Raw genomic sequence first — 25,996 nt, forward strand, 5'->3', positions numbered from 1 at the left:
ACATCCTTGTCGTCGGGCGGTCCCGGCGATCATTCAGCGCACGGCAGGCCGCCGTGTGACGCCCCCCTCAGGAGCCGATCTCGATCCGGCGCACGCCCGGCCGGGCGTCGTCCTTGCGCCGGGGGATGTCGATCTTCAGAACACCGTTCTTGAACCGCGCCTGGATGGCATCGATATCGGCGTCCCCGGGCAGGCTGAGGATACGGCGAAACTGTCCGTAGGCCCGCTCCACCCGATGGTAGCCCTGGTCGTCTTCCTCGGTCTCCTGGCGCTTCTCGCCGGAGATGATCAGGTCGTCGCCATCCACCGTCAGGTCGATCGCGTCCTCGTCGATCCCCGGCACCTCCACCGTGATCCGGTAGGCCTTGCGGGTCTCGGCGATATCCACACTGGGCTTGAGCAGCAGCGAGGCGGCGGCATCACCCCCGCGCATCCCGAGGGCCGAGCCAAAGAAGTCCTCGAACATCCGGTCCATCTCGCGGTGCATGCGCATCAAGGGGTCGGCGCTCTCGCGCCGAGCCGGCACGACCTCCGTGCTCGCGGTCTCCTCGCGCTTGAACCAGTTCCACGGCTTGAGCTTTTTCAGGTCCATGGTGATCACCTCCGTTGCAAATCCTGTCTACCGAGTTAACTAGGTCGCGGAGAGGGCCTTTTCAAGCCCTGCGAATCAGACCCCCGAAAATCGGCTAGCCGCACCGGCTGACGCCGGGCGCCCCAGTTGCCGGGGCGCGCTTCGAACACCCCGGGCACCGACGCGCCGCAGGCGTTGCAGCAACCATCGGCGTTCAGTTTCCAGTCCGAGAGTTCGTACCCGTCGCGGCCAATCACGCGTTGCCCGCAGCCCGCACACCAGGTGCTCTGGCCCTGCGTGTCATGCACATTGCCGGTGTACACGTGATGCAGACCCTGCTCGCGAGCGATGCGACGCGCCCGCTGCAGCGTCTCGATCGGCGTGCGCGGGTGTTCGGTCATCTTGAAATCCGGATGGAAGGCGGTGAAATGCAGCGGCACATCCGGCCCCAGATGCTCCCGGACCCATTGCGCCATGGAGGTGATCTCCGCATCGCTGTCGTTCTCCCCCGGGATCAGCAGCGTGGTGATCTCGACCCAGGTAGCGGTCTCGTGCACCAGCCATTCCAGGGTGTCGAGTACCGGCTGCAGATGGGCCCCGGTCAGCTTGTGATAGAAGCGCTCGGTAAATGCCTTCAGGTCCACGTTCGCCGCATCCATGGCGGCAAAGAATTCGCCGCGCGCCTGCTCGGTGATGTAACCGGCCGTCACGGCCACCGTGCGGATATCCCGCGCGCGGCAGGCCGCCGCCACGTCGATGGCGTACTCGTGAAAGATCACCGGGTCGTTGTAGGTAAAGGCCACCGCGCGACAGTCCAGCGCCTCGGCGGCACGTGCAATGGTCTCGGGATCAGCGCGATCGGCCAGCGTGTCGATCTCGCGTGACTTGCTGATGTCCCAGTTCTGGCAGAACTTGCAGGCCAGGTTGCAGCCGGCCGTGCCGAACGACAGCACCGGACTGCCCGGGAGGAAGTGATTGAGCGGCTTCTTCTCGATCGGATCCACGCAGTAGCCGGAGGAACGCCCATAGCTGGTCAGCACCACGGCATCGTCGAGATTGGCGCGCACAAAGCATGCGCCGCGCTGTCCGGGCTTCAGCTTGCAGTAGCGCGGGCACAGATCGCACTGTACGCGGCCATCCTCCAGGGCATGCCAGTAGCGCGTGGCGACGGTGAATGCGTCGTGTTCGGGGATGTCGTTCATATCCAGTCCAGACCGTGATTCATGGTCTTGAATATGAGGACACAATCCCAATATTCAACAACATAATGTTTGATGGAGCCCCCCCCCCAATGACGGCACAGCCCCGCATCCGCGAGCCCGCCATCGCGGGCCAGTTCTACCCGGCCGAGCCCGAGGAGCTGCGCGCCACGGTCACCCGCTTGCTCGATGCCGTCCCGCTGGTAACGGACGCGGCGCCGCCCAAGGCCCTGATCGCGCCGCATGCCGGTTACCCGTACTCCGGCCCGGTGGCGGCCTCGGTCTATGCGCACATCCGCCCCCTGGCGGGGAAGATCCAGCGCGTCATCCTCTTGGGTCCGTCGCATCGCGTGCCCTTTCGCGGCATCGCGACCACTACGGCAACGGCCTACCGCAGCCCGCTGGGAGACATCCCCGTGGACCACGAAGCCCTGGAAGCCATCGCGGACCTGCCCGGCGTCCAGTTACTGGACATCGCCCACGGACCGGAACACAGCCTGGAGGCCCACCTGCCGTTCCTGCAGGTGGCACTGGGGACATTCGAACTCGTCCCGCTGGTGGTCGGGGATGCCTCGTCCGAGCAGGTCGCGAGCGTGCTGGAACGGCTGTGGGGCGGCCCGGAGACCCTGATCGTCGTGAGTTCGGATCTCTCCCACTTCCACGACTATGCCACCGCGTGCCGCCTGGACACGGCCACCACCCGCGCCATCGAACAACTGGACGAACACGCGCTGGGGCCGGAACAGGCTTGCGGCTGCCGGCCGCTGGCGGGCCTGTTGCGGCTGGCACGGCAGCGCGGTCTTGCCATTACCACACTGGACCAGCGCAACTCCGGCGACACCGCCGGCCCGCGCGACCAGGTGGTCGGCTACGGCGCCTGGATGCTGCAATGACGCACGCCATCGACCTGCCCGCGCCGGCGCGCGAACGCCTGCTGGAACTGGCCGCGGATGCCATCCGGCGGGCCGCGCACCATGCCCCCGCCCGCCCCATTGCACTGGAACAGGAGCCCGACCCGCTACCCGATCCCGGCGCCAGCTTCGTCACCCTGAAGCAAGGGGAAACCCTGCGCGGCTGCATCGGCACGCTGGAGGCCCACCGGCCCCTGGCCGCGGACGTCCTGCACAACGCCCGCGCGGCGGCGCTCAATGATCCGCGTTTTCTGCCGCTGCGCACGTCGGAACTGGCCGGTCTTGCCTACTCGGTCACGCTGCTGACTGCGTCGCGACCCATGGAGGCCGCGCAGCGCAAGGGCCTGCTGGATCAGCTACAACCGGGCCGGGACGGCCTGGTCCTTCAGGCCGGAGCGCGCCGCGCCACCTTCCTCCCTGCGGTCTGGGAACAACTGCCCGATCCCGAGACCTTCCTCGATGCCCTGCTGCAAAAGGCCGGGCTGGCGCCGGGCGGCTGGCCCGACGGCCTGCAGGCCTGGCGCTACGGGTCCTTGGAGGTTGCCGGTGAACTTTGAACCGAGTGTGACGCTGTACCTGATCGTCGCCACCGTCGCGGTCTCCCTGCTCGCATGGCAGAACCCGCGCTGGTTGCAGGCGATGATCCATCATCCACCGTCGGTGCAGCGCGGCGAATACTGGCGCCTGGTAACCCACGGCTTCATCCATGCCGATGGCACCCATCTCGCGTTCAACATGATCACGCTGTTTTTCTTCGGCATGGCCATGGAGCGCGTGCTGGTGCCCGCGATCGGCATGGGCGGCTTCGTGCTGTTCTATCTGGCCGCCATCGTCCTCGCCAGTCTGCCAAGCCACCTGAGCCATCTGCGTGACCCGGGCTACCGCTCGCTGGGCGCTTCCGGCGCGGTCTCCGCGGTGCTGTTCGCCTACATCCTGCTGCAGCCGTGGTCGCTGTTGTTCGTGTTCTTTATCCCGGTCCCGGCCATCGTGTTTGCGGCGGTCTATGTCGGCTATTCGCTCTATGCCCAGCGCCAGAACCGCGACAACATCAACCACAGCGCCCACCTGTGGGGCGGCGCCTGGGGCATCGCCTTCATGCTGTGGCTGGAACCCGGCCTGCTGGCGCGGTTCTTCCGGGAACTGCTCTCGCCCCTCGGGTGACCCCGGTTACTTGTCGGGCGCCCCGGGCAGTTCTAGCCTCTGCGCACTTTCCTCCCCGACACCGCAGGATCCCGCCATGCAAGACGCCATCGCCACGCTCCCCAAGGTCGAGCTGCACCTGCACATCGAGGGCTCCCTGGAACCCGAGCTGATGTTCGCCCTGGCCGAGCGCAACGATGTCGATCTCCCGTATGCCTCGGTCGAGGAGGTTCGGGCCGCCTACCAGTTTCACGACCTGCAATCCTTCCTGGATATCTACTACGCGGGCGCCTGCGTCCTGCTGACCGAGCAGGATTTCTACGACCTGACCTGGGCGTACCTCGAACGCTGCCGGGACGACCACGTCCGCCACACCGAGATCTTTTTTGACCCGCAGACCCACACCGAACGCGGCGTGCCCTTCGCGACGGTCATCGACGGCATCCACCGCGCGCTGGCCGACGGCGAACGGGAGCTCGGCATCACCAACCGCCTGATTCTCTGTTTCCTGCGCCACCTGAGCGCCGAGGCCGCGATCGAGACCCTGGAGACCGCCCTGCCCTGGCGCGAGCACATCCACGCGGTCGGGCTGGACTCCGCGGAGCTGGGCAACCCGCCGGAGAAATTCCAGGCCGTGTTCGAGCGCGCGCGGGCCGAGGGATTCCCCGCCGTCGCGCATGCCGGCGAGGAGGGGCCACCGGACTACATCTGGCAGGCACTGGACCTGCTCAAGGTCGCGCGCATCGACCACGGCGTCCAGGCCGAGCAGGACCCCGACCTGATGCAGCGCCTGGCGCGGGAGCAGATCCCGCTGACCGTCTGCCCGCTGTCCAACATCAAGCTGTGCGTGTTCGAGCGCCTGGAACAACACAACCTGAAGCGCCTGATGGACGCGGGGCTGTGCGTCACCATCAGCTCGGATGACCCGGCCTATTTCGGCGGCTACGTGGGGGAAAACTTCCGCGCCACGGCCGCGGCCCTGCAGCTGGACCTGGATGACCTGGAAAAACTGGCACGCAACGCCGTCGACGCCGCGTTCCTGGAAGCCAGCGCAAAACAGCGCCTGCACGACGAGATCGGCGACTGGCGGGCCCGGCACGCCGCCTGAAACGCGAGTGCGGGTCCGGGATTCCTACCCGGAGAAGCGCGTCGGGCGGGCCGGAAGACGCCCCTTCGCCACCAGGCGCTCGATGCGGGTGAACACCTCTCCGCGGCCGAAGGGTTTCTTCATGAAGTCGTCGGAGCCGATGCGATCGAGGAAGAACTGCTCGACCGCGTCCTCGTTGCCGCTGATCATTATCACCGGCACCTTCGCGGTGGCGGGGTCCCGGCGCAGTTGACGCAGCATGGCAAACCCGGTCATCCCGGGCAGGAGGATATCCAGGAAGATCAGGTCCGGTGGATTCTCGCGCGCCAAAGCCAGCGCCTCCTCGGCATCGCCGACGCCAATCGGCTCCAGCTCGTTCTGCTTGAGCATGCTGGTGAGCAGCGCGACCACCGTGCGCGAATCATCCACCACCAGCACCCGCAGCCCGCGAGCGGCCTCTTGGCGTGCCTTTGTACGCCGCTCGCCGGCCTTGCCGAACCGCAGCAGACTCCCCATTCGCTGCATGTAGCTCATGCCGGACTCCTTTCCCCTGGCTGTAGTGTTTCGTCGCACGCCAGATGGCCTCATTGTTCCCGTGCCCGCACGCGCTGTCCAGCGCGTCTTGACGGCTCGTTTGAAGCCCGGTGCGAAGACGCGCATTATCCGGATTTGCCTGCGGATCACTGAATGGAGTCAGGGCCCAGCATGACGGCAGACACGCTCCGACCGCCGGTCACGACCGCGCCCCGGCGAGACCGCCCAATGGACGGCCGGCCATGAAGATCCTGGTCGTCGATCACTCCCGCGTATTCCGGGCGCTGTGGAGCCGAATGGTCCTGGCCGCCGGACACAAGCCGATCATGGCCGCAAGTGGTGCGGAGGGCCTCGCCCGCATCGAGGAAAACGACCTCGAGCTGGTCTGCGCCTCCATTACCCTGCCCGACATGAGCGGGATCGAGTTCTGCCGCCAGGCACGCGCCAAACCCGCCGGCCATGATCTGCCGCTGATCCTGCTGACCACCAAGCAGGACCACGACATACGCCGCGCGGCCTTCGAGGCCGGCGCCACCGATCTCCACGACAAGACCAACATCCGTGACCTGTTCCACCAGGCCGCACGCTACGGCCGGCCGGTGGAACACGCCCACAAGGGGCATGTGCTGTATGTCGAGGACAGCCCCACCGTCGCCCGGGTGATGACTCGCATCCTCGAGGGCATGGGTCTGGAAGTAGCGCACTTTCGCAGCGCCTCCGCCGCCCTGAATGCCTTCGACGAGGGAACCTGGGATCTGGTCCTGAGCGATATCCTGGTCGAGGGCGACATCAGCGGCATGGGGTTGGTCAGCCGCCTGCGCCACCGCTTCCCCGACAAGACCAGCCTGCCGATCGTCGCGATGTCCGGCCTCGACGACCCGAACCGACGCGCCGAGCTCTTCCGCCTGGGGGTCAACGACTTCGTGACCAAGCCGGTGCTGGAAGACGAGGTCCGCGCCCGCATCGGCAACCTCCTGGCGAACAAGCGCCTGCTCGAGGAAGTCCAGGGCCAGCGCCAGAAACTCTACGACATGGCGATGATCGATCCCCTCACCGGCCTGCGCAATCGCAATGTCCTGGCCGAATGCGCCGCACGCTTCTTCACCGAAGCCAACCAGAAGGACATGGCCCTCAGCCTGATCCTGCTGGATATCGACCATTTCAAGCAGATCAACGACAGCCACGGCCATCTGGTGGGCGACGAGGTCCTGGTTGGCGTGGGCGAGTTGCTACGTACCACCGGGCGCGAGGTCGATGTCGCCCTGCGCTTCGGCGGCGAGGAATTCCTGCTGGTCCTGCCCGAGTGCGACCTGTTTGATGCCCATACCCGTGCCGAGGAACTACGCCAGCAACTGCGCGAACTCAAGCCCGCCGGACTGACCATTACCGCCAGCTTCGGCGTGACCAGTCGTCCCTGTGGTCGCGAGGTGGACATGAACGACCTCTTCCGGGTCGCCGACCAGGCCGTCTACCAGGCGAAGAGCGAGGGGCGTGACTGCGTCGTCTCGCGCACCCTGGATGCTGGAGCCGAATCCGACTTCCAGGACACCCGGACCGCCGACGACTCGGCCGGGCCGGGGCAACCGACCCCGGAAGCGTCTGTCTGAGGCGCGGACCAGGCCCGCCATTCAGCCCTGGATACGCCAGCTGCCGTCCGGCTGCCGACAGGCGGTCCCGTACACCTGCTCGGTCTGGCCTCCGATCACCGCGTCGATGGTGTATTCGCGGCACGGGCCGGCGGTGGTCTCGTAGGTCCGCGTCGGCACCACGGTGTACTGGTTGCCGCTGTCGGGATTGACCCACCGCGAGGGCACACCCGTCCGCACACTCTCCAGGGTCTGGGCCGTCTTCAACCGGTCGACCTCGTCCATGGACTGGCCCACCGAGCCACCGATCGCCGCGCCCGCGAGGGTGCCGGCGATGATCGCCGCGGTCCGGCCACGCCCGGAGCCGACCTGCGAGCCAAGCACGCCCCCCAGCACGCCGCCGATCACCATCCCGGCCTGTTCCTGCGACCCCTGATAGGTCGCACAGCCGCCGAGACCCAGGACCGCCGCCAGGACAATCGCGAAAGAAACATTGCGCCACATGAGCATTCCTCCACCGGCGACCCGTATCTGAACCCGTGGGGGACCGGGACCCGTACCGGCTCTGGCGTCCCCCTGACCGGAGTATAGGCCACCCGGGGCCCACTCTCCGGCGCCCGGAAAACCAGGCTCGGCGGTCAGCCGGGCGGCTTCGGCGGGCCGGACGCGGCGCCCTTCGGCTCCGGCTTCGACGCATTGATCGCGCGCTGGAAGACCCAGCTCTTGATCTCGCGGATCTGCTCCACCATGGTCCGCGACAGCGGTACCGTGTTGATGACGTTGCGGATCACGTCGCGCTGGTTGAACACCCGCCCCTCCTGGTAGGCGTCGATCCGCGCCGACTTCACCGCCTGCTCGATCTCGGCCCCACTCCAGTCCTCGGTGCTGGCCGCCATGTAGTTCAGGTTGAAGTCCTCCAGGTTACCGCCGTGACGCTGGACGTGAATGCGCAGGATCTCCTTGCGCTCCTCCACGTTCGGCAGATCGAGGAAGAACAGCTGGTCAAAGCGCCCCTTGCGCATCAGCTCGGCCGGGAGCTGCTGGATGCGGTTCGCGGTCGCCGCCACGAACACCCGGGGCGACTTCTCCTGCAGCCAGGTGAGAAAGCTGGAGAAGATGTTTACATTGCCGGCGCTGCCCGCGGCGTGACTGTCGAAACCGAAGGCGTTCTCCAGCTCGTCCACCCACAACACCATCGGTGCGATCTCCTCGGCGATCCGGGTGGCCCGGGCAAAGGCGTATTCCGGGGTACCGAAACTGCCGGACAGCACCAGGCTCATGTCCAGCCGCACCAGCGGCAGCTTCCAGGCGGTGGCGATCGCCTTGGCGGCCATGCTCTTGCCGCAGCCGCTGACCCCCATGAACAGCACCCCGGCGGGTAGCGGCACGTTGTCGTTCCAGGCCTTCTCGGTGAACAGGTCGGCGCGCGTACGCACCCATTCCTTGAGGTTCTCCAGACCGCCGATATCCTCCAGCGAGCGCTGTGGCGGATAGAACTCGAGGCAGCTCTCCTTGCGCAGGATCTGGCCCTTCTCCTCCTGGATCTCGGCCAGCATGTCGGCCTCGGGCAGCGGCTTGCCGCGGAACAGCCGCGCACTCAGGTGCCCGACCTCGTTGAGCGACAGGCCGCGCATTCCCGCCGCCACCCGGAACAACTGCTCGCGCGGGACCGCCTCGGCGCCGCGGGTGTGTTCGAGCTGCTCCAGCACCTCGACCTCGGACGGCAGGTCCACCTCGACCAGGAAGACCTCCTTTTTCAGGATCTCCGGCAGCTTCAGCAACGGGCAGCTGAGGAACACCACGTTGCGTCCCTTCTTCAGCTGGTAGTACAGGTCGCGCACTCCGCGCACCAGCGCCGGGTTGTCATCGAACCACATGGGCAGATCCTTCAGCAGGACCATGCGCGGGGCATCCGTCTCGCCGGCCGCCACCCGCGCCACTGCCGCTACCGGGTCCGTCGTCAGTGCATTCGGGTCGTCGTGCTCGCCAAACCCGTGACTCGCCGACCAGACCTCCAGATGGCCGTCTTCGCCGTAGAACGAGCGTGCGACCGAACGCAGCAGCCGCTCCATGCGATCTTCGTCCCAGCCGAGAAGGTAGAACACCGGATAGTGCGACTTGAGCCCGCGCAGGATCTTGTGTGCCGTCTGATTCTCCAGCTTGTTGCTCAATGCGCGTCTCCTCCCCGGGTGCCTGAGCCGAGTGTACCGATCCGCGGCGCCGATGCGACCTGCCCACCGAACCTTGTGATTGCGCATCCGCTACTCTGACCGCATCACGCCGGACGCTCCCCGGAGGCCCCGCTCAATGACGCACCCCCTCCCCCGACCCAACGGGTGTTCCCGCGCCAACATCGGGCGCGGCCTGCTGGTGCTGCTGATCGCGCTGGGCATCGGCATCGCGCTGTGGGTGGGCGATCCGGTCCGCCTGCTGGCCTGGGGCGATGCCGTCGCGGGCGGCCCCTGGGCCACGGCAGGGCTGGTGCTCCTGATGGCCCTGATGCTGATCTTTGCCCTGCCCGGCACGCTCATCCTCTGGTTGATCGCCCCGTTCCATCCGCCCCTGTTAGCCATCGGTCTGCTCCTCGCAGGTAGCGTCAGTGGTGCCTGGGGTGCGTACCGCGTGTCCGCCCGCCTGGCGCGCCATCCCGATCACGAACGCCGCGAAGACGCCTGGCTGGCCGATTTCCTGCACCGCCACAGTGGCCTCGCCACGCAGATCGCGCTGCGCGTGCTCCCCGGCTTTCCCCATTCGATGGTGAACTACGCCGGCGGCGCGCTGGGCCTTCCACTTGGCCGTTTCCTGCTGGCAGCCGTGCTCGGGCTCGCCGTCAAGTGGGGCGTGTACGCCACCGCCATCCACGGGGCCACCGACGCCCTCGCGAGCGGCGAGGCCCTGCAACCGCAAACCCTCCTGCCCCTGTTTGCGCTGGCGGTGCTGTTGCTACTGGGCGCCGCGCTGCGCCACCGGATTCAGCGCCGCCACTCACGGCGCATTGAGACCGACGAATGACACAGCGAATGGCGCTGACCCGCCCGCCAAACCGAGAACGGCTTCCCGGAGTCTACCCAGCCAGCCTGTGACCGCCCGTCAGGTTGGTTACACTGTGGCGCACCATTCAAGCCCGGCCACCGCGTGACCCACGATACTGCCCCGCAGCAACATTCGGACATCGGCGACGTCAACCAGCGCTTCTACGATGGCTTGTGGGCGGACACGCGTCTGGTGCACCCGGAGCGCTTCAACACCTGGGGCCTGGTATCCAGCCTGGCCGAATCGCATACCCGCCGGCTCGAAGTAGGGCCCGGCATGCGCCCGCGCCTGCCGATCGCCGGCACCCACTTTGTCGATATCAGCCCACCGGCCCTGGCGGCACTGGAAAGCGCGGGCGGCATCACCCACACCGCCCCCATCTCCGCCCTGCCCTACGCCGACCAGAGTTTCGACCTGGTGTGCGCGCTGGACATCGTCGAGCACGTGGAAGACGACGAGGCGGCCCTGGCCGAGCTCTCGCGGGTGGCGGCACCCGGGGCCCGGGTACTGCTCTCCACCCCGCTACACCCGGAATACTGGACGCCGTTCGACGACATCGTCGGCCACTACCGGCGCTATGAACCGGCCAAGCTGACGCAACTGCTGGAACGCCACCAGCTACAGATCGAGCAAAGCGCAATCTTCGGCATGAAGCCCAAATCCTCGCGCCTCAATGACCTCGGCATGTGGTTCCTGCAACGTCATCGGCCGGTCGCGATGAAGGTCTACAACCGCTTCCTGATGCCCCTGGGACTGCGCCTGCAAAAGCCCCTCGAATTGACCCCCGGCATGGTCGCCACCGACGGCGTCGAAGAGGTCTTTCTGGTCTGCCGTCGCGCATCCTGAAGCAACACGCCCCCGGCTGCCCCTGACACGACCCGGGTCGGTGGCAACTCAAAGTCCCGCTCCGCACCGGGCCTGCTTGATGGAAACCCTCGTCCGGGCGTACTGTCTATGCAGGCAAGACTCCCGAGAGACCATCCAATGCTCGACCTGCTGCGTTCACGTTCCACCTACAGCGATCAGCGCTTCCAGTTTTCCCTGCTGGTGCTGGCCACCGGCTTCGTGCTGACCCTGCAAAACCCGCAAGCGCAGGAATCCGCCGCGGAACTGTTCTCCAAGGTGGAGTTCCCGAATTTCGCCCAGGTCCAGGACATGCGTCCGCAGCTGCCGCCACCGTGGATGGAAGGCGATCAGCTGGTGAACGAAGACAGCGAGTCGGTCCCGGTCGTCACCCTGCTTGAGCGCGAAGATGCCCGCTCCGCCGATCCGCGCGAACGCCCGACGCGCGCCGCCGGCGCAGAATAACCCCGGCGGGGGTAATCAGAGCCCCGCCGCGCAGACCCGGTTGCGTCCCTCGCGCTTGGCGCGGTAAAGCTGCCGGTCCGCCTCCCCCAGAAGATCCTCCGGCGCCACGGATCGTCCCCCGTCGACCGCGGATACCCCGATACTGACCGTCACCGCATCCGTCACGTTATCCGGGTGGCCCAGCTGCAACGACTCGACCTTGCGGCGCACCCGCTCGGCGACCGCCCGCGCACCCTCCAGGGTGGTGTCCGGCAGGATGCAGGCAAACTCCTCGCCGCCATAACGCGCCACCAGATCGGTGGGCCGGTGTGCCGCGGCGCGCAATACCTCCGCGACCTGGCGCAGGCAGTCATCCCCACGCTGGTGGCCAAAGCGGTCGTTGTACGGCTTGAAGTGGTCTATATCGATCATCAACAGCGCCAGGTTCACCTCGCGCCGCGAACCGCACTCGCGCTCCAGCACGGCATCGAATTCGCGCCGGTTGGCCAGGCCGGTCAGGCCGTCTACCCGCGCCTGGCGTGCCAGCTCCGCCTCCACCTCCTTGCGCGCGAAGGTGCCGGCGATGATATCGGCTACCACCTGCAGCACGGCGATCTGTTCGGGGCTCCACTCGTAGTGCCGGGCCACCGAATCAAGGCCCAAGAGCCCGAAGGCCTTCTGATCACTGATCAACGGGATGAGCAACAGGGACTCGATATCCTGGCGCCGGAACTCGGCCTGCTCCACCACCGCAGCCTCGGGGAGCGCACCCACATCGGGGACGTGCACCGGGTGTCCCTGCCGAATCTGGCGGGTCACCCAACCATGCGCCTCCATGGGTATCCCTTGCATCTCGTCGAGGAAGGGGGCGACCCCGGGCGCGCACCACTCGCTCACCAGGTCCATCGTCTCATGGTCCGGGCGAAAACAGATCACGTAGGCTCGCCCCATCCGGAAGAACTCGCCCAGACGTTGCAGGGCCTGCACAACGGCCGCGTCCACCGCGTCCGCCGACAGGTCCGCAAACTGCGCGGAGATCGCCGAGACCACCTCCTGCAACCGGTACTGGTGCTGTGCCCTGAGTTCCAGTTGCTTGCGCTCGGTGATGTCCTCGCCCATCACGCTGGCCCCAAGCAGCGTGCCCTCGGCATCGAAAAACCGCTGGGCATACCAGGACAGCGTGCGCTGTTCGCCACTACGGGTGCGGATGGTGGACTCCAGGCCCGCGATCTCGCGGCCTTCGTGAATGATGGCCTGCCCCTCGGCGTAGACCGCTACGCGATAGTCCGGGTCGGGGAAAAGCCATTCCCAAACACTCGCGTGCCCCACAACTTCCTCGCGGCTATAGCCACTGATCCGTTCCGCCGCCCGATTCCACAGCGTCACCCGCCCCTCGGGATCCAGGGTATTCACCCAGACCGGGGCGTATTCAATGATCTGTGAATGGAAACACCCGGAGGGGTCTGCCGCCATGATGATCCTCGCAACGGGAAACAATCGGCGCGTGGCGCAACGCCGCCCGGCGAACATGCGCAATCCCGTTCGCCCATCTCAATGAGGTTAGCAACATTCCCCGCCCTTCGCGCCAGAAAAGACGGCCGTTTGTTAGGCTGCCGTTGCATTCCCTGACGAGACGCTGATTCGCATGACCGAATCCTTCAAGGCCCTGCTCCTGGAACAGCAGCTCGACGGCCCGGTGGCCACGATCCGGACACTCACCCTCGACGACCTGCCCGCGGGCGAGGTCCTGCTCCAGGTTCACTATTCGGGGCTCAACTACAAGGACGGCATGATCCTGCAGGGGCTGGGCAACCTGGTGCGGGATTATCCCCACGTACCGGGCATCGACCTGGCCGGGACCGTGCTCGAATCGGCGGACCCGCGCTACCGCCCGGGCGATCCCGTCGTGCTGACCGGCTACCGTGTCGGCGAGGCCCACTGGGGCGGTTACGCCCAGCGCGCGCGCGTCCGCGGCGACTGGCTGATCGCTCAGCCGCCCGGCTACAGCGCGCGCCAGGCGATGGCCGCGGGCACCGCCGGCTTTACCGCCATGCTGGCGGTGCAGGCCCTGGAAGACCACGGATTGCAACCGAGCACCGGCGAGGTTCTGGTCACCGGTGCCTCCGGCGGCGTGGGCAGCATCGCCGTGCGCCTCCTGGCACGCCTGGGCTACACGGTCACCGCCGTGACCGGACGCCCGGAGAACGCCAACTACCTGCACCAACTGGGCGCCAGCACCATCGTGGCTCGCGAGGCGCTGGCCAACGCGCCGGCCAAGCCGCTGCTGGGCGAACGCTGGGCGGGCTGTGTGGACACGGTCGGCGGCGACATGCTGGCCCATGTACTCGCCGGGATGGCGTACGGACGTTCGGTGGCCGCCTGTGGCCTGGCCGGCGGCGCGCAGCTCCAGACCACGGTCCTGCCGTTCCTGCTGCGCGGGATTAACCTGCTGGGGATCGACTCGGTCCGGTGCCCCGCCGAGCGGCGGCGGGGCACCTGGGAGCGCCTGGCGGCGCTGCTCCCCGGGGATGATCTTGACGCCATCACCCGCGAGATCGGCCTGGAAGACCTGCCGGACTACGGCGAGTCGATCCTGAAGGGCCAGATCCGCGGCCGTACAGTAGTCCGGCTGGATTAACCCCCGTCGAACGCGAACCGACTATGCTGGGCATACCACCCTGGAGGCGCCCGTGACCGAACTCGAAACCCGTCTAAAGCACATCCGTGACCGCTTGGCCGAGCTGGAGGCCATGGCCCGCGAGGACACCACAGAGGCCGCCCACCGGGTCACGGCCGAGTTGACCCGGGAGCTCAATCAGGCAATCGAGGACGCCGCCGACAGGACCGATGGCACCCACACGCCTGCGGCCAGCGAGCCACGTGCGCCCCGCGACCCGGTCGAAAAATGCCCGCGCTGCACCCTGCGCAGCTTCACCTTCCAGGACGGTACGATCCGGGAACGTGCGAACCAGCCGGGGCATTTCGAGGCGCAATACCACTGCATGAGCTGCGGCCACGAGGCCTGGCGCGAACTGGGCAGCCGCTGATTGATTACCGTCGGCATCCTACGGTGCTGACGACCGCGACGAAGCCACCTTTGCCCGGCTAAACCTGGCTCTGGGTCCAGCGCACGATATCCGCCGCCCCCATCGCGCCCGCCTGGCGCGCCACTTCGCGTCCGCCGCGGAACAGCGCCAGGGTCGGGATACTGCGGATCGCAAACCGCCGGCCCAGCTCCGGCTCCGCCTCGGTATTCACCTTCGCCAGCCGCACGGTCGGCTCGAGATCCGCCGCGGCCTGGCGGAACTGCGGAGCCATCATCTTGCAGGGGCCGCACCACGGCGCCCAGAAGTCCACCAACAGCGGGATATCATTGCGCTCGAGGTGGCGGAGGAAGTTCGTGGCGGTCAGTTCCAGCGGATCCTGGCCGAACAACGACCGATGACACTGGCCACACTTCGGGCCGGCACCCAGCCGTGTCGCAGGGATTCGATTCACCGCGTCACAATGCGGACAGACCACGTGCAGGGCTTCACTCACAGCAGCACCTCGTTCCAGGCAGAAGAAGAAAAGGCCAGCACCCTGATCTTACTCCGCGAGCGCGTGCATGGATCCATCAGGCCGCAGGATGCCGGGCGAGAAAGTGTTCGGTGCGTTCCACCGCGCGGCGTTCGTTGCGGTCGTTCCAGGATTGCCCGACCAGTTTGCGCATGGTGCCCTCGATGGTCCGCGTCACCAGCAGGTTGCTCAGCATCCGCGCGACATTCGGCAGGTCACGCGGAAACGCCCGCAGTGCCATGGAAAAGCCGATGTCGTCATACAGCACGTAGTGCCAGAACCCCGGCGGGATATAGAGCACGTCCCCGTGGTGCAATTCGGCCAGGTGGCCCTGCACATGCCGCAGCGCCGGATGGCGCTGGTAGTCGGGATCCTCGAAGTCCACCGAGGCCAGCGCACTGAACGAGAAAGGCACGTGATACATGTACGGCGTGTACTCGGGAGCGACCAGCAGTACGCGTTTCGGCCCGCCAAAGTGGCACAACAGGATATCCGGGCGGTCGATGTCGAAGTGCATCTGCACACGCGCGTCCTTGCCGCCCATGAACAGCACGGGCAGCTTGCGGAACAGTCGCAAACCGATGTCGGGAAACTCGAAGTCGCGCGCCAGCGTCGGCCGGGCGGCAAACAGGTTGAAGAAGAACAGGCGCAGATCGCGCTCGCCCCCTTCCAGAAGGTCCAGATACTCCGCCAGCGGCATGTACAGGGACGCGGCGTGCTGATGCTCGTTGTCGCGCGCGGGCCGGCTGTCGTACAGCGGCACCACGGCATCCCCGGCGACCTCGCGAAAATAGTCGGGTGTCCAGCGCTCCCGTGCCGGCCACTCTCGGGTCAGCTCCTCCAGGATCACCGGTTGCGCGACCGCCTTGTACTGCCGCAGGAACGTGTCCGGTTCGACAAGCCCGACCCGCGCTACCGGCGTAGTCTCGATCATTTCCGCTCCCGTTTCCTTGCTCGGGGAAGCCCGTCAGCCTACCAAGCCCGCCCGCAGCGCGCGATGCTGCGCTGCGGCAACAGCCAGGCAGACAGCAGATGCGTCAGCCACCACACCCCGGAACATACCGCCATGACCACCGCGAGCCATGCCACAGGGTGCATCCACTCCTGCACCTGCCCAACCGGACCCAGCACCCAGTTCACGTTGTTGTCGGCATCCGCGAGCGCGAAGGTCAGCAACAGGATGACCCAGCCCAGCACCACCATGTAACGCCAGGCACGGGGGTCATACCCGAGACGCCAGACCATCCAGATCAGCACGAACGGAAGCGGCAGATGGTAAAGCGACAGCAGGCGCACGAACAGCGGGATCTCGGGGTTGAACATGTAGTGCACAGCTCCCAGCGGGGCCCAGCCCCAGACCGCCATGCTCAGCAGGAAATCCAGCACCCAGCCCAGCTCCAGAAGCACCACGGCCACCAGCATCATGCTCGCGATCCGGCGACTCTCCAGCCAGGCCGCCAGCAGCCCGCCCAGTAACGCCACGTTGGAAAACCAGAGGAAATTGAACCAGCCGTGCACCACGGCATACACCGGAACCAGCACCAGCACGAAGGCGAGATAGCTCCACTTGAAGGCGCGGGGGACCCTCTCGCCACTCCCTGTTGTGACCCGCATGCGCGACCCTCTGCTTGCCCGTCCGTGCATTCGGGCTCAGGGTAGCAGCATGACACCCCCACGCCCCGGAAGCGCATCGCCCCATGAGACGGCTGTCGTTCCTTTTCCTTGCCCTGTTCCTGGCCACCGCCCCGGTCGCACTGGCTGCGGACACCGCTGAACCGCCCGCCCCCACCATTGGCCTGGCGCTGGGCTCGGGCGGGGCCGGGGGACTGGCGCATATCGCCATGCTGCAGGTGTTCGACGACCGGGGGGTCCTGCCCGACCGCATCACCGGCACCAGCATCGGCGCCGTGATCGGCGGCCTGTACGCCGCGGGGCTCGATGCCGACGAGATCTTCGACCTGTTCGACGACTTTTCCGGATCCGAGCTTGATGCCCTGACCGGGCTGGCGCGCTCCGAGATCAAGCTGCTGGACCTTGTCCCCCTGCGCCTGGGCCGCAATGCCCTGTTCGATTCGGGCGAGTTCCTGCGTTTCCTCGCCGAGCACACCGAGGCGCGCGACTTCGACGACCTGCGCATCCCCTTCGCCGTGGTCGCCACCGACTTTCGCACCGGCGAGAGCGTGGTGATCGACCAGGGCGACCTGTTCCTGGCGATCGAGGCAAGCATGGCAGTGCCCGGCCTGTTCGAACCGGTCCGGCACGACGACGGCCAGACCCTGATCGACGGCGGAGCCTCCAATCCGCTGCCCTATGATCTGCTGCAGGGCGAATACGACTACGTGATCGCCGTGGACGTGTCCGGCAATGGCTCGCCGAACGCCACCGAGGAGATCGGCATCACCGACCTGCTGTTCAAGAGCTTCAGCATCATGCAGGGCTCCATCATCCGCCACATGACCCGCCTCGACCCGCCGGATCTCTACCTGGTACCGGATACTGGTGGCATCCGGTTGCTGCACTTCAACCGGATCGACGAAATCCTGGAGAAGGCGGAGCCCGCCGCCGGGGAACTCCGCGACCAGCTCGATACCTGGGGCATCCAGCCCCCGGCCCCCAGCCGGTAATCCGTGCCCAGAAGCCCGGTTTCATGCCCTATACTCGCGGCATCCACCGTAACGGACGCGGTGCCAAGGGGAGCCTGCAAGAACCGTGACCAGCGATAACCCCGATCCCCGGCCAGATGCAAAAGATCCGCCCCCGGGAACCGGCGACGGACGCCATGAGCTGTGGTTTACCCGACGCGATGATCAGGTCTGCGGGCCCTACCCTCAGCGCTCGATCAGCCGCTTCCTGATCCTGGGCCGGCTGCGCCCGGATGACCAGGTCAGCCTCGACCGCGAGACCTGGTGGCGCATCGACCAGCGCCCTCACCTGATCCCCGAAGAGTTGCAGAACGCCCACACCCCGGAGGGCCGCGAACGCCTGAACCAGGCCCGCCTGCGCGAGGACGAACGCCGGCGGGAACGGCGCGACGACAACCCGCCCGCCGAGATCCGCGAGCGCCGCAAGGGGGACCGCCGTTGTCCCGAATCGCCCGCGATGATCTCCCATCGCCAACAATGGGCCGAGATCCTGGAACGGCCAGCGCCGCCCTGGAGTCAGTGGGTCCGCGGGCCGCGGCCCTGGATCGCGGGTGGCCTTGCAGTCACCCTGGCCGTCGGCCTGCTGCTCGCCTTCGGGATTGCCTTCGAGCGCGACCCGGGGCCCAACTGCGAACAGGCCGCGGGGCCCGGGGTCAACTGGAACTACTGTGACAAGGCCGGCGCCGACCTGCGCGATGCCGACCTGACGGGCGCGTCACTTCACAGCACCCGCCTGGCCGGGGCGCGCCTGCATGGTGCCCGGCTGACCGACGCGGATCTGCGTTTCGCGGACCTCGCCCTGGCCGGACTGGAGGGCGCGAATCTCGCTGGCGCCAACCTGACCGGCGCGGACCTGATCCAGGCTCGCCTGGTCGATGCCAACCTCGAGAATGCCAATCTCGCCCACGCCAACCTGACCGATGCCGACCTCTCCGGTGCCCGGCTGGATGCTGCTTACCTAAGCCGCAGCATCTGGACCGACGGCCGCATCTGCGCCCGTGACTCAGTCGGGAGCTGCGACTGACCCGCGGGCGCGCCCTCCACGTGCCACGCCCGCATCCGGATCGATTCCCAGCTCCTCCGCCACCTCCGCCCAGTACGGCTCGGCCTCGCAGGAACAGCAGTCGCACCAATCGGTGACACCGTCATGCATGCTGATCCGGCTGCGCACGGCCTGCGGCATTCGCGTTCCGGATGTTTCGTGCGACATCGTCGCGCCCCCATCTCCGCCCTCTTCCCGATCCTGGTTCATGGCAACACCTCCCGACACGGACTCCTCATTCTGACCATAGACGTTGCCGAATCTCCGTGGGATTGCGGGTACGGGCCTGAGCTGCGCCCCGTGCTACTCTCGATCCGTTCGATCCCGGCCCCTGGTGAATATGGTCACCCGACGCGACAAGGTCCTGCTCTCGGTCTCCGCCGCGACCCTGCTCGGCATCCTGCTGCCGCTCGCCGCCCTGGCCTGGTTTCTGTGGCAGGAATCCGTGGTCGCCGAGGAGAAGCGCCTGGCCGAACTCTCCCAGCGTCTGGGCGAACAGACCGAAGCCGCGCTGGTAGACGCCCGCGAACTGCTGGACAGCCTCAACCAGCTGGACCTGGAGCCCTGCTCCCCGGAGCACCTGGAACGCCTTCAGGACGCGGCCATCGCCCGGCCTCATGTGCGTGCCATCGGGTACTGGCGCGCGGCCGAACGCCAGTGCGGTGCGGGGTTTGTCCAGGGCGAGGCCCTCACACCACCGCGTGCCAGCCGCATCTACGACACCGGCGTGGTCGCCTGGTGGCCGAGCGCGGACACCGCCGTGGGCGGTGTGGAGCTGTTCCTGATGCGCTTCGGCCAGCATGATGTCGCGATCGACCCGCGCCTGCTGATCCGTCCCGGCATGCTGGACAAGCAACGGGTCGGCCTGTGGGTCGAAGGCCTTCCCATGAGCCGCTATCCCGCTGACGCCGACCTGCCATCACCCGACACCACCCCCATTGGCCTGAGCGTCGACCGCGCCCAGGGGCGCATCGTCAGCCGCTTCTCGCTGGACACGATCTTCCCGGTCGACATCATTGCCGCGCAGCCGCTGGCGGCCTTCTGGGATCGCTACCTTTCCACCCTGATCGTGGCGGGCATCTTCGGGCTGCTCTTGGTGACCCTCTGGCTACTCCTGGTCCTGCATTACCTGCGCCGCCACCTGAGCCTGGCCAGCGAGCTGCGCGAGGCCATTGCCAACGAGCGCCTGAGTGTCGAGTACCAGCCCATCGTCGACCTCGCGGACGGCCATTGCCGGGGTGCCGAGGCCCTGGCCCGCTGGCATCGCGAGGGCGACGAGACCATCCGCCCGGATGTCTTTGTGCCGCTCGCCGAGGACACCGGGCAGGCCACCGATCTGACCCTGGCGATCCTGCGCGCGATCCTCCGCGATCTGGGCGACAACCTGCGGGCGCATCCCGAGCAGACCATCAACCTCAACATTACCGGCCACGACCTGGCCTCCGACCGCTTCGGGGATGCGCTGCGCAAGGCCCTGCGCGAGGCAGGTGTCGCACCCTCCGCGATCAAGCTGGAGCTGACCGAACGCTCCCTGCTCAACGAAGACGCCATACGCGCCCGCCTGCGGGAACTGCGCCGGCGCGGCCACCACATCGCCATCGACGACTTTGGTACCGGATATTCGAGCCTTGCCTACCTGGAACGCTTCGAACTCGATACACTAAAAATCGACAAGACCTTTGCCGATGCCATCGCCCACGAAGCGGTGACCAGCCAGGTCATCGGCCACATCATCGAGATGGCCCGCTCGCTCAATCTGCAGATCGTCGCCGAGGGCATCGAATCGGCCCACCAGGTGGAATGGTTGCGCGCGCAGGGCGTGGAAGGCGGACAGGGCTACCACTTCAGCCGTCCCCTGTCCGCCGAGGCCTTCCTCGACTGGTGCCGCCAACACTGAGGAGACCATGTTCCAATCTTCGAACACCCGTCGCTCGGGCCGCATCCTGGCGCTCCCCCTGTTACTGTTCGCGATGGCCTCGGGCTGTGCCCTGTTGCCGGTGGAGCAGGATGCACCGCCTCCCACTGGCGACCGCCCCGCCTCCGAACCCGCGGCGCCGGAAACCGATACGGCGCCACCCGCAGGCACCGATAGCCAGCCCGAAACGAATCCGGACACGGACACGGCCGCAGGTACGAATACGGATACGGATACGGATACGGAGACGGAAACCCACTCGCCGGAACCCACCGAACCGTCACCGGGCCTGCACATCGCCCGCTCGTCCAGTGCCGAAAGCGAACGACGCGTCTTCCTGAGGGAACAGGGTCACGAAACCCTGGACCCCGGCCGCCTGGGCTACTACATGGACGTCCTGGGGGCCCGCCTGCGCCAGGAGTTGTCCGGACAGGCCAGCGCGATCGATCATCAGGATTCGGGTATCCGCGTGACCCTGCCGGAAGGTGCGGACCAGGCCCGCGCACTGGATACCATCGGCCGGCTGCTCGACGAGTTTGGTGCCAGCCTGGTGACCGTCATCGCGCATGGACACGGCATGGACGCATCCGACACCTCATCGGAGGGCACGGAGGACGATGCGATGGCGGCGGGCCGCCGCCTGGAGAACGCCGGGGTCGCCCCCGAACGCCTGGTCCTGCGCGTCTTCGGCACCACCACGCCGGCCAGGACGCTCGGCAGCGAGGCGTTCTCCCCGCAGATCGAGCTGCTGATCCAGCCCCTCGCCGCCAGCTGATCAATCCAACCACCACGCAATACCGCCTGCGCCCCGAAGAAGGACTTGATTCGCCATGAACGCGACCGCAGCCGACCAGCCGGAGAACACAGGGACGGCCCCGGGACCGGGCATCGAATCGCCCACCACGCACCCCGAGATGGAACCGGACAGCACCGTCTATCGCACGCTGCTGGAATCCACCCGCGCCATCCCGTGGAGGATCGACTGGGCCACCATGCGCTTCACCTATATCGGCCCGCAGATCGAGGCGTTGCTGGGCTGGACACCGGAGAGCTGGGTCAGCATCGACGACTGGGTGGAGCGCATGCACCCGGACGATCGCGAATCGGTCGTCAACTTCTGCGTCACCCAGTCGCAGTCCGGGGTCGACCACGAGGCGGACTACCGCGCCCTGACACGGGATGGGCACTACATCTGGATCCGCGACGTCGTCCACGTAATGCGCAAAAACGGCGAAGTCGAGGCCCTGGTCGGTTTCATGTTCGACATCAGCGAGCGCAAGCAACAGGAAGAAGAACTGCTGCGCCTGAAGTCCGAACTGGAGGCCCTGTCCTACCGCGACTCGCTCACCGGCATCGCCAACCGTCGACAGTTCGACCTCGTACTCGAACGCGAGTGGGCCCACGCCCGGCGCGACCAGCGCCCGCTCTCCGCCATCATGCTCGATATCGACCATTTCAAGGAATACAACGACCGCTACGGCCACCCGGCCGGCGACGGCTGCCTGCAGCGGATCGCCACCTGCCTCGCCGGCGTCGTCGGCCGCGAACAGGACCTGCTGGCACGCCTGGGCGGGGAGGAGTTCGTACTGATCCTGCCGGACACCGATATCGACGCGGCCCACGCGCTGGCCGAGCGCTGCCTGCAGCGCATCCGCGAGGAGGCGATCCCGCACGCGAGTTCCCGCGTGGCCCCCACACTGACCGCCAGCGCCGGGGTCGGCTGCCTCACCCCCAACGAGACCCGCGACGCCACGCAGGTGGTCGAGGCCGCGGACCGCGCCCTGTACCAGGCCAAGCGCGGCGGGCGCGACCGGGTCGCCATTGCCGCGGCCGACACCGCCAAACCCAGGCCCTGAACCATCCCCATCGCCGGTGATCTGAACGGATAGCAACCGGACCGCGCCCGCGCAGGGGCCGGAACGCAGTCCATTCGCGGCCGGGCCGAGCGCCAGGGCCGTGATCCACGTCCAGTCCTCGCGCAGCGGGCGCCGGGCCACGTGGAAAACATCCCGGATTCGGACCAGACTCCGGGGAAAGCGGCACCCCGGAGAGAGGGATCGACATGACCAGCCTGCATCAACCCGCGCGGGAACCTGCGCTCTACCGTTTTATCGGCATCGTGTTGCCACCGGTGGCGGCGTACCGCTACGGCGCCGCCGCCCACAGCTGCGCCGCGCCGATCGCCATTGCCTGGGCGGCCGCCCTTGTGTCGATCGCCTATGCCCTGCTGACCGGCCTGGCCGGCATCTCCGGCTACGGCGGCTTCCCGCTGGCAATCGGTCTGTTCCTGTGGGTGTTTGCGACGGTATGGACCTTCCTGGTCGTGCGAAACGTGCAGGCGGATCCCTCCCTTACCGACCCCCGGACACACGAACAACGCGTCCGCCAGCGCGAGGACGCCCACGACCCGCTGGATCAACTCGATTCCCGCGAACGCCCGCGCTAACATCTCCGCCCGTACTCGCGCCCCACTGAACGGCGCCGCGTTGACGCCGCTTGACCGCCCCTGAAATCTGCCTCTTGAATACGGTTTGCGCCTTCAGAATTCCCCTGACAGACTCGGGACAACGCGTTCGGGTGGAAGGGGCCAGCAGGACGCGTCCGACAGGGGAAATGCATGAGCAATTCGTCCGGGGTGAAGGTCCAGTACGAGGACCTGGTGGAAAACCACCCCTTCATCATCATCTGTTATCGACCCGACACCACCATCTTCTATGCCAACCGGGCGGCCCACGAATACTTCGCGGCGCCCGCCGGCAGCCTGCTCGGGCACCGCTGGATCCATGACCTCCCCGAAGAGCGGCAGCCCGAGAACCGTGCCGACCTGCTGCGCTATACCCCCGACGCGCCCGTGCGCACCATCGAGAACCCGGTGCGCCGCGGCGACGGGGCCGACCGCTGGATCCGCTGGACCAGCCGCGCCTTCTTCAACGAAGCCGCCGAGATCACCCATTTTCAGACCCTCGGAATCGACGTCACGGACCGCAAGCAGGGCGAACTCCTGCGCGAGAACCTGCTGGGGAGCCTGGCCGAGGGCGTCTTCGGCATCGACGCCGATGGCAACTACACCTTCCTCAACCCCGCGGCCTGCGAACTGCTCGGGTTCGCCAGCGAAGACGAGGCCCTGAGCCACAATTCGCACGAACTGTCGCACCACAGCCGGCCCGACGGCCGAGCCTTCCCCGCCACGGAATGCCCGGTCTACAGAGTCTTGCGCACCGGCGAGCCGTTGCAGGCCTGCGAGGAGTATTTCTGGAGCCGCGCGGGACACGGGTTCCCGGTACTGATCAACGCCGCCCCGCTGTTCGATGCCCGCAACCGTGTTACCGGCGCCGTGGTCTCGTTCCAGGACATCACCGAGCGTCGCGCGGCGCGCGAGGCGCTGGAACAGCGCGAGGCGGAACTGCAGGAGGCGCAGCAGATCGCCCATCTGGGCAACTGGATCTCGGACTTCGACGCCGGGGGCATCCGCTGGTCCAGCGAGGTATTCCGCATCTTCGGCCTCGAATACGACCAATGGGGTGCGACCCACGAGGCATTCATGCAGGCGGTGCACCCGGACGACCGCGAGCGCGTGCAGCGCGCGGTCGACGATGCCCTCACCCCCGGAGGACCGGAATACGACATCGAGCACCGCATCGTCCGCCCCGACGGCTCCGTCCGCATCGTCTACCAGCGCGGGAGCGTGGACTTCGATACCCAGGGCCGACCCCAACGCATGGCCGGCGTGGTGCACGACATCACCGAACGGCGCGAGGCGGAGCGCCACCTCCATTTCATCACCTACCACGACGCCCTCACCGGCCTGCCCAACCGAACCCGCTTTGCCGAACGCGCCGACCAGGCCGTCGCCGATGCCGAGCGCCTGGGGCGTCCACTGGTGCTGGCCCATATCGGCCTGGATCGCTTCAAGAGCGTCAACGAAGGCATGGGCCAGGCCACCGGCGACGAGGTCCTGCAACATGTGGCCCGGCGTCTGGAAAACCGTCTGCCGGTCGGTGGCGTGCTGGCACGCCTGGGCGGCGACGAGTTCGGCGCCCTGCTCCCGGTGGAGTCTCCCGGCTCGGTCGCCGGCGCCGTCACCCGCCTGCTGGAGCCGCTGCGCCAGATCATCAAGGCTGGCGAGCACGAGCTCTATGTGCCCGGTTCCGTCGGGGTCGCCGTGTATCCCCACGACACCCAGGATGCGTCCGACCTGATGCGCCGCGCCGAATCCGCGATGCACCAGGCCAAGCGCACCGAGGGCAATGCCATCCAGTTCTGTTCCGGCGAGCTCAACAACGACGTGCGGACACGCGTCTCGCTGGAGGGCCAACTGCGGCGCGCGGTCGATCACCAGGAAGGGTTCTTCCTCCACTACCAGCCGCGGGTGGCGGCCGGCGATGGCCGTATCGTCGGCGTCGAGGCCCTGCTGCGCTGGGAGGATGGTGCCGGCACGGTGCATTCGCCGGGCGCCTTCATCCCGATCCTCGAAGAGACCGGGCTGATCGTCGAACTGGGCCAGTGGATACTGACCGAGGCCTGCCGTCAGTGTCGGGCCTGGCATCAGGCCGGGCTGCCACCGGTCCGCGTGTCCGTCAATCTGGCCGCTCCCCAGTTTCGGGATCGCCAGATGGCGCACAGCATCGACCGGGTATTGGAACACACCCAGCTGAGTGCGGACGCCCTGGAGCTGGAGGTCACCGAGAGCATGCTGATGGCCGATACCGACCAGGTCATCCGCACCTTGGGGCAATTTCGCGAGCGCGGGGTGCGCGTAGCCCTGGACGACTTCGGCACCGGGTATTCATCGCTGGCCTATCTGCGCCGTTTTCCGCTGGATGTGCTGAAGATCGATCGCTGCTTCGTCGCGGACCTGGAGACCGAGTCAAGCGCGGGCGCCATCGTGCGCACCATCCTCAGCCTCGCGGATAACCTGGGCCTCGAATCCGTCGCCGAGGGCGTGGAGACCGAGGCGCAGCAAGCCTTCCTGCAGGAGGCCGGTTGCCAGACCCTGCAGGGCTTCCTGTTTGCCCGCCCGCAGCCAGCCGCCGACTGCCAACAGATGCTCGCCGAGCCCGCTTCGTCCGCCGCAGCGCACCCGGGCCGCAGCGCCTGAATCAGCCCGGTCCACGCGACCCGCACGGTCGGAACACCCTCGGGAAACACTGATTAATGTACGCGCTCGCGCTCGAGTCGCTTTTGCCTGCGAACAAGGCGCGGTGACTGCCGTGCAGTCATTCTGCACAAGGGAACCGCAACGCCGTTCCCACGCAAAAGCGGCCGAGCCCCTGCATTCAATCGCTTGTGGGGTTGGTACCCCAGGTTCCCCGATCCTGCGTTGCACCGCTTGCGGGTAGAACCACTACCCGCTGCACGACGCGCCTTGTCTCGGAAAACCTGGGGTACCAACGCGAGCGTGTACATTAATCAGTGTTTCCCTCGGTAACACAGGGCCACATGCAGTACCGACCGGCCGAACGCTACGATAATCCATCATCAACGGGAGACC

General features: G+C 67.0%; 27 protein-coding genes. 17 read left to right on the forward strand and 10 right to left on the reverse strand.

The features are described 5' to 3' along the window. Window positions 1-67 precede the first annotated feature (67 nt). Window positions 68-592 (reverse strand): Hsp20/alpha crystallin family protein, encoded by a 525-nt coding sequence (locus D575_RS0101880; protein WP_018144215.1) that lies wholly within the window; start codon window positions 590-592, stop codon window positions 68-70. 35 nt (window positions 593-627) lie between these two features. After that, window positions 628-1,773, reverse strand: a complete 1,146-nt coding sequence (gene amrS / locus D575_RS0101885; RefSeq protein ID WP_018144216.1) for an AmmeMemoRadiSam system radical SAM enzyme — start codon at window positions 1,771-1,773, stop codon at window positions 628-630. 89 nt (window positions 1,774-1,862) lie between these two features. Between amrS and amrB the strand changes: the two genes are divergently transcribed. From amrB to D575_RS0101905, 4 genes are all read left to right on the forward strand, one after another. Further along, a complete protein-coding gene (gene amrB, locus D575_RS0101890; RefSeq protein WP_018144217.1) occupies window positions 1,863-2,663 on the forward strand; it encodes an AmmeMemoRadiSam system protein B in 801 nt (266 codons plus the stop codon). After that, window positions 2,660-3,238 (forward strand): AmmeMemoRadiSam system protein A, encoded by a 579-nt coding sequence (amrA, locus tag D575_RS0101895; protein ID WP_018144218.1) that lies wholly within the window; start codon window positions 2,660-2,662, stop codon window positions 3,236-3,238. Before amrB ends, amrA begins: the two co-directional genes overlap by 4 nt. After that, window positions 3,228-3,842, forward strand: a complete 615-nt coding sequence (locus D575_RS0101900; protein ID WP_018144219.1) for a rhomboid family intramembrane serine protease — start codon at window positions 3,228-3,230, stop codon at window positions 3,840-3,842. Before amrA ends, D575_RS0101900 begins: the two co-directional genes overlap by 11 nt. Before the next feature lie 76 nt (window positions 3,843-3,918). Continuing rightward, window positions 3,919-4,929, forward strand: coding sequence for an adenosine deaminase (locus tag D575_RS0101905; protein WP_018144220.1), 1,011 nt, complete (start codon window positions 3,919-3,921; stop codon window positions 4,927-4,929). Window positions 4,930-4,953: 24 nt separating this feature from the next. Here the strand turns inward: D575_RS0101905 and D575_RS0101910 are convergent, their stop codons facing one another. After that, a complete protein-coding gene (locus tag D575_RS0101910; RefSeq protein WP_018144221.1) occupies window positions 4,954-5,442 on the reverse strand; it encodes a PleD family two-component system response regulator in 489 nt (162 codons plus the stop codon). Between the two features lie 242 nt (window positions 5,443-5,684). On the opposite strand from D575_RS0101910, the gene D575_RS0101915 reads away from it, so the two are divergent. Continuing rightward, entirely contained in the window at window positions 5,685-7,049 is a 1,365-nt protein-coding gene (locus D575_RS0101915; protein ID WP_018144222.1) for a diguanylate cyclase, read from the forward strand. Window positions 7,050-7,070: 21 nt separating this feature from the next. Here D575_RS0101915 and D575_RS0101920 read toward each other — a convergent pair whose 3' ends face one another. Together D575_RS0101920 and D575_RS0101925 are read right to left on the reverse strand one after the other, a co-directional pair. Then, window positions 7,071-7,532 carry a glycine zipper 2TM domain-containing protein gene (locus D575_RS0101920; RefSeq protein ID WP_018144223.1) on the reverse strand — a complete coding sequence of 154 codons (462 nt, stop codon included), beginning with the start codon at window positions 7,530-7,532 and terminating at the stop codon, window positions 7,071-7,073. A 134-nt stretch (window positions 7,533-7,666) separates the two neighbouring features. After that, window positions 7,667-9,199 carry an AAA family ATPase gene (locus D575_RS0101925; protein WP_018144224.1) on the reverse strand — a complete coding sequence of 511 codons (1,533 nt, stop codon included), beginning with the start codon at window positions 9,197-9,199 and terminating at the stop codon, window positions 7,667-7,669. 136 nt (window positions 9,200-9,335) lie between these two features. Here D575_RS0101925 and D575_RS0101930 point away from each other — a divergent pair, with 136 nt between their 5' ends. From D575_RS0101930 to D575_RS0101940, 3 genes are all read left to right on the forward strand, one after another. Further along, window positions 9,336-10,040 (forward strand): TVP38/TMEM64 family protein, encoded by a 705-nt coding sequence (locus tag D575_RS0101930; protein ID WP_018144225.1) that lies wholly within the window; start codon window positions 9,336-9,338, stop codon window positions 10,038-10,040. A gap of 123 nt (window positions 10,041-10,163) precedes the next feature. Then, complete coding sequence (locus tag D575_RS0101935; RefSeq protein WP_018144226.1) at window positions 10,164-10,907, forward strand: class I SAM-dependent methyltransferase; 744 nt, start codon at window positions 10,164-10,166, stop codon at window positions 10,905-10,907. A 138-nt stretch (window positions 10,908-11,045) separates the two neighbouring features. Beyond that, on the forward strand, window positions 11,046-11,369 hold the full coding sequence (locus D575_RS0101940; protein ID WP_018144227.1) for a hypothetical protein: 324 nt from the start codon (window positions 11,046-11,048) through the stop codon (window positions 11,367-11,369). A gap of 15 nt (window positions 11,370-11,384) precedes the next feature. Here D575_RS0101940 and D575_RS0101945 read toward each other — a convergent pair whose 3' ends face one another. Further along, a complete protein-coding gene (locus D575_RS0101945; protein WP_018144228.1) occupies window positions 11,385-12,821 on the reverse strand; it encodes a diguanylate cyclase in 1,437 nt (478 codons plus the stop codon). A 172-nt stretch (window positions 12,822-12,993) separates the two neighbouring features. Between D575_RS0101945 and D575_RS0101950 the strand changes: the two genes are divergently transcribed. Then, window positions 12,994-13,986 (forward strand): MDR family oxidoreductase, encoded by a 993-nt coding sequence (locus D575_RS0101950; RefSeq protein ID WP_018144229.1) that lies wholly within the window; start codon window positions 12,994-12,996, stop codon window positions 13,984-13,986. Window positions 13,987-14,038: 52 nt separating this feature from the next. Beyond that, window positions 14,039-14,395, forward strand: coding sequence for a hypothetical protein (locus tag D575_RS0101955; RefSeq protein ID WP_018144230.1), 357 nt, complete (start codon window positions 14,039-14,041; stop codon window positions 14,393-14,395). Window positions 14,396-14,453: 58 nt separating this feature from the next. On the opposite strand, the gene trxC is transcribed toward D575_RS0101955, so the two are convergent. The 3 genes from trxC to D575_RS0101970 all read right to left on the reverse strand — a co-directional run bounded on the left by trxC (window position 14,454) and on the right by D575_RS0101970 (window position 16,454). Continuing rightward, window positions 14,454-14,888, reverse strand: a complete 435-nt coding sequence (gene trxC / locus D575_RS0101960) for a thioredoxin TrxC (protein WP_026182010.1) — start codon at window positions 14,886-14,888, stop codon at window positions 14,454-14,456. Window positions 14,889-14,964: 76 nt separating this feature from the next. Next, window positions 14,965-15,840: a cupin-like domain-containing protein gene (locus D575_RS0101965; protein WP_018144232.1), complete on the reverse strand. Its 876-nt coding sequence runs from the start codon at window positions 15,838-15,840 to the stop codon at window positions 14,965-14,967. Window positions 15,841-15,878: 38 nt separating this feature from the next. Beyond that, on the reverse strand, window positions 15,879-16,454 hold the full coding sequence (locus D575_RS0101970) for a hypothetical protein (RefSeq protein ID WP_018144233.1): 576 nt from the start codon (window positions 16,452-16,454) through the stop codon (window positions 15,879-15,881). Between the two features lie 149 nt (window positions 16,455-16,603). Here D575_RS0101970 and D575_RS0101975 point away from each other — a divergent pair, with 149 nt between their 5' ends. Both D575_RS0101975 and D575_RS0101980 read left to right on the forward strand, forming a co-directional pair. Then, window positions 16,604-17,530: a patatin-like phospholipase family protein gene (locus tag D575_RS0101975; RefSeq protein ID WP_018144234.1), complete on the forward strand. Its 927-nt coding sequence runs from the start codon at window positions 16,604-16,606 to the stop codon at window positions 17,528-17,530. An 85-nt stretch (window positions 17,531-17,615) separates the two neighbouring features. Next, a complete protein-coding gene (locus tag D575_RS0101980; protein WP_018144235.1) occupies window positions 17,616-18,572 on the forward strand; it encodes a pentapeptide repeat-containing protein in 957 nt (318 codons plus the stop codon). Here D575_RS0101980 and D575_RS0101985 read toward each other — a convergent pair. Next, window positions 18,552-18,731: a hypothetical protein gene (locus D575_RS0101985; RefSeq protein WP_018144236.1), complete on the reverse strand. Its 180-nt coding sequence runs from the start codon at window positions 18,729-18,731 to the stop codon at window positions 18,552-18,554. The two genes, D575_RS0101980 and D575_RS0101985, sit on opposite strands and share 21 nt — an antisense overlap. 199 nt (window positions 18,732-18,930) lie before the next feature. Here D575_RS0101985 and D575_RS0101990 point away from each other — a divergent pair, with 199 nt between their 5' ends. The 5 genes from D575_RS0101990 to D575_RS0102010 all read left to right on the forward strand — a co-directional run bounded on the left by D575_RS0101990 (window position 18,931) and on the right by D575_RS0102010 (window position 25,603). Further along, complete coding sequence (locus D575_RS0101990; protein WP_018144237.1) at window positions 18,931-20,487, forward strand: EAL domain-containing protein; 1,557 nt, start codon at window positions 18,931-18,933, stop codon at window positions 20,485-20,487. A 7-nt stretch (window positions 20,488-20,494) separates the two neighbouring features. Continuing rightward, the gene (locus D575_RS0101995) at window positions 20,495-21,280 is read left to right on the forward strand and encodes a hypothetical protein (RefSeq protein ID WP_018144238.1); all 786 of its coding nucleotides are present in this window, start codon (window positions 20,495-20,497) and stop codon (window positions 21,278-21,280) included. A 55-nt stretch (window positions 21,281-21,335) separates the two neighbouring features. Beyond that, window positions 21,336-22,361, forward strand: a complete 1,026-nt coding sequence (locus D575_RS0102000) for a sensor domain-containing diguanylate cyclase (protein ID WP_018144239.1) — start codon at window positions 21,336-21,338, stop codon at window positions 22,359-22,361. Window positions 22,362-22,567: 206 nt separating this feature from the next. After that, a complete protein-coding gene (locus D575_RS0102005; RefSeq protein WP_018144240.1) occupies window positions 22,568-22,951 on the forward strand; it encodes a hypothetical protein in 384 nt (127 codons plus the stop codon). A gap of 171 nt (window positions 22,952-23,122) precedes the next feature. Further along, a complete protein-coding gene (locus D575_RS0102010) occupies window positions 23,123-25,603 on the forward strand; it encodes an EAL domain-containing protein (RefSeq protein WP_018144241.1) in 2,481 nt (826 codons plus the stop codon). Window positions 25,604-25,996: the final 393 nt, after the last annotated feature.

Origin of the sequence: Thioalkalivibrio sp. AKL6, from assembly GCF_000376905.1 — a bacterium.
Classification (GTDB): Bacteria; Pseudomonadota; Gammaproteobacteria; order Ectothiorhodospirales; family Ectothiorhodospiraceae; genus Thioalkalivibrio; species Thioalkalivibrio versutus.

Bases quoted from the DNA above. Each gene is read 5' to 3' on its own strand.
- D575_RS0101880 (WP_018144215.1), bottom strand. From the start codon at position 592: ATGGACCTGAAAAAGCTCAAGCCGTGGAACTGGTTCAAGCGCGAGGAG.
- amrS (WP_018144216.1), bottom strand. From the start codon at position 1,773: ATGAACGACATCCCCGAACACGACGCATTCACCGTCGCCACGCGCTAC.
- amrB (WP_018144217.1), top strand. From the start codon at position 1,863: ATGACGGCACAGCCCCGCATCCGCGAGCCCGCCATCGCGGGCCAGTTC.
- amrA (WP_018144218.1), top strand. From the start codon at position 2,660: ATGACGCACGCCATCGACCTGCCCGCGCCGGCGCGCGAACGCCTGCTG.
- D575_RS0101905 (WP_018144220.1), top strand. From the start codon at position 3,919: ATGCAAGACGCCATCGCCACGCTCCCCAAGGTCGAGCTGCACCTGCAC.
- D575_RS0101910 (WP_018144221.1), bottom strand. From the start codon at position 5,442: ATGAGCTACATGCAGCGAATGGGGAGTCTGCTGCGGTTCGGCAAGGCC.
- D575_RS0101915 (WP_018144222.1), top strand. From the start codon at position 5,685: ATGAAGATCCTGGTCGTCGATCACTCCCGCGTATTCCGGGCGCTGTGG.
- D575_RS0101920 (WP_018144223.1), bottom strand. From the start codon at position 7,532: ATGTGGCGCAATGTTTCTTTCGCGATTGTCCTGGCGGCGGTCCTGGGT.
- D575_RS0101930 (WP_018144225.1), top strand. From the start codon at position 9,336: ATGACGCACCCCCTCCCCCGACCCAACGGGTGTTCCCGCGCCAACATC.
- D575_RS0101940 (WP_018144227.1), top strand. From the start codon at position 11,046: ATGCTCGACCTGCTGCGTTCACGTTCCACCTACAGCGATCAGCGCTTC.
- D575_RS0101945 (WP_018144228.1), bottom strand. From the start codon at position 12,821: ATGGCGGCAGACCCCTCCGGGTGTTTCCATTCACAGATCATTGAATAC.
- D575_RS0101950 (WP_018144229.1), top strand. From the start codon at position 12,994: ATGACCGAATCCTTCAAGGCCCTGCTCCTGGAACAGCAGCTCGACGGC.
- D575_RS0101965 (WP_018144232.1), bottom strand. From the start codon at position 15,840: ATGATCGAGACTACGCCGGTAGCGCGGGTCGGGCTTGTCGAACCGGAC.
- D575_RS0101975 (WP_018144234.1), top strand. From the start codon at position 16,604: ATGAGACGGCTGTCGTTCCTTTTCCTTGCCCTGTTCCTGGCCACCGCC.
- D575_RS0101985 (WP_018144236.1), bottom strand. From the start codon at position 18,731: ATGCCGCAGGCCGTGCGCAGCCGGATCAGCATGCATGACGGTGTCACC.
- D575_RS0101990 (WP_018144237.1), top strand. From the start codon at position 18,931: ATGGTCACCCGACGCGACAAGGTCCTGCTCTCGGTCTCCGCCGCGACC.
- D575_RS0101995 (WP_018144238.1), top strand. From the start codon at position 20,495: ATGTTCCAATCTTCGAACACCCGTCGCTCGGGCCGCATCCTGGCGCTC.
- D575_RS0102000 (WP_018144239.1), top strand. From the start codon at position 21,336: ATGAACGCGACCGCAGCCGACCAGCCGGAGAACACAGGGACGGCCCCG.
- D575_RS0102005 (WP_018144240.1), top strand. From the start codon at position 22,568: ATGACCAGCCTGCATCAACCCGCGCGGGAACCTGCGCTCTACCGTTTT.
- D575_RS0102010 (WP_018144241.1), top strand. From the start codon at position 23,123: ATGAGCAATTCGTCCGGGGTGAAGGTCCAGTACGAGGACCTGGTGGAA.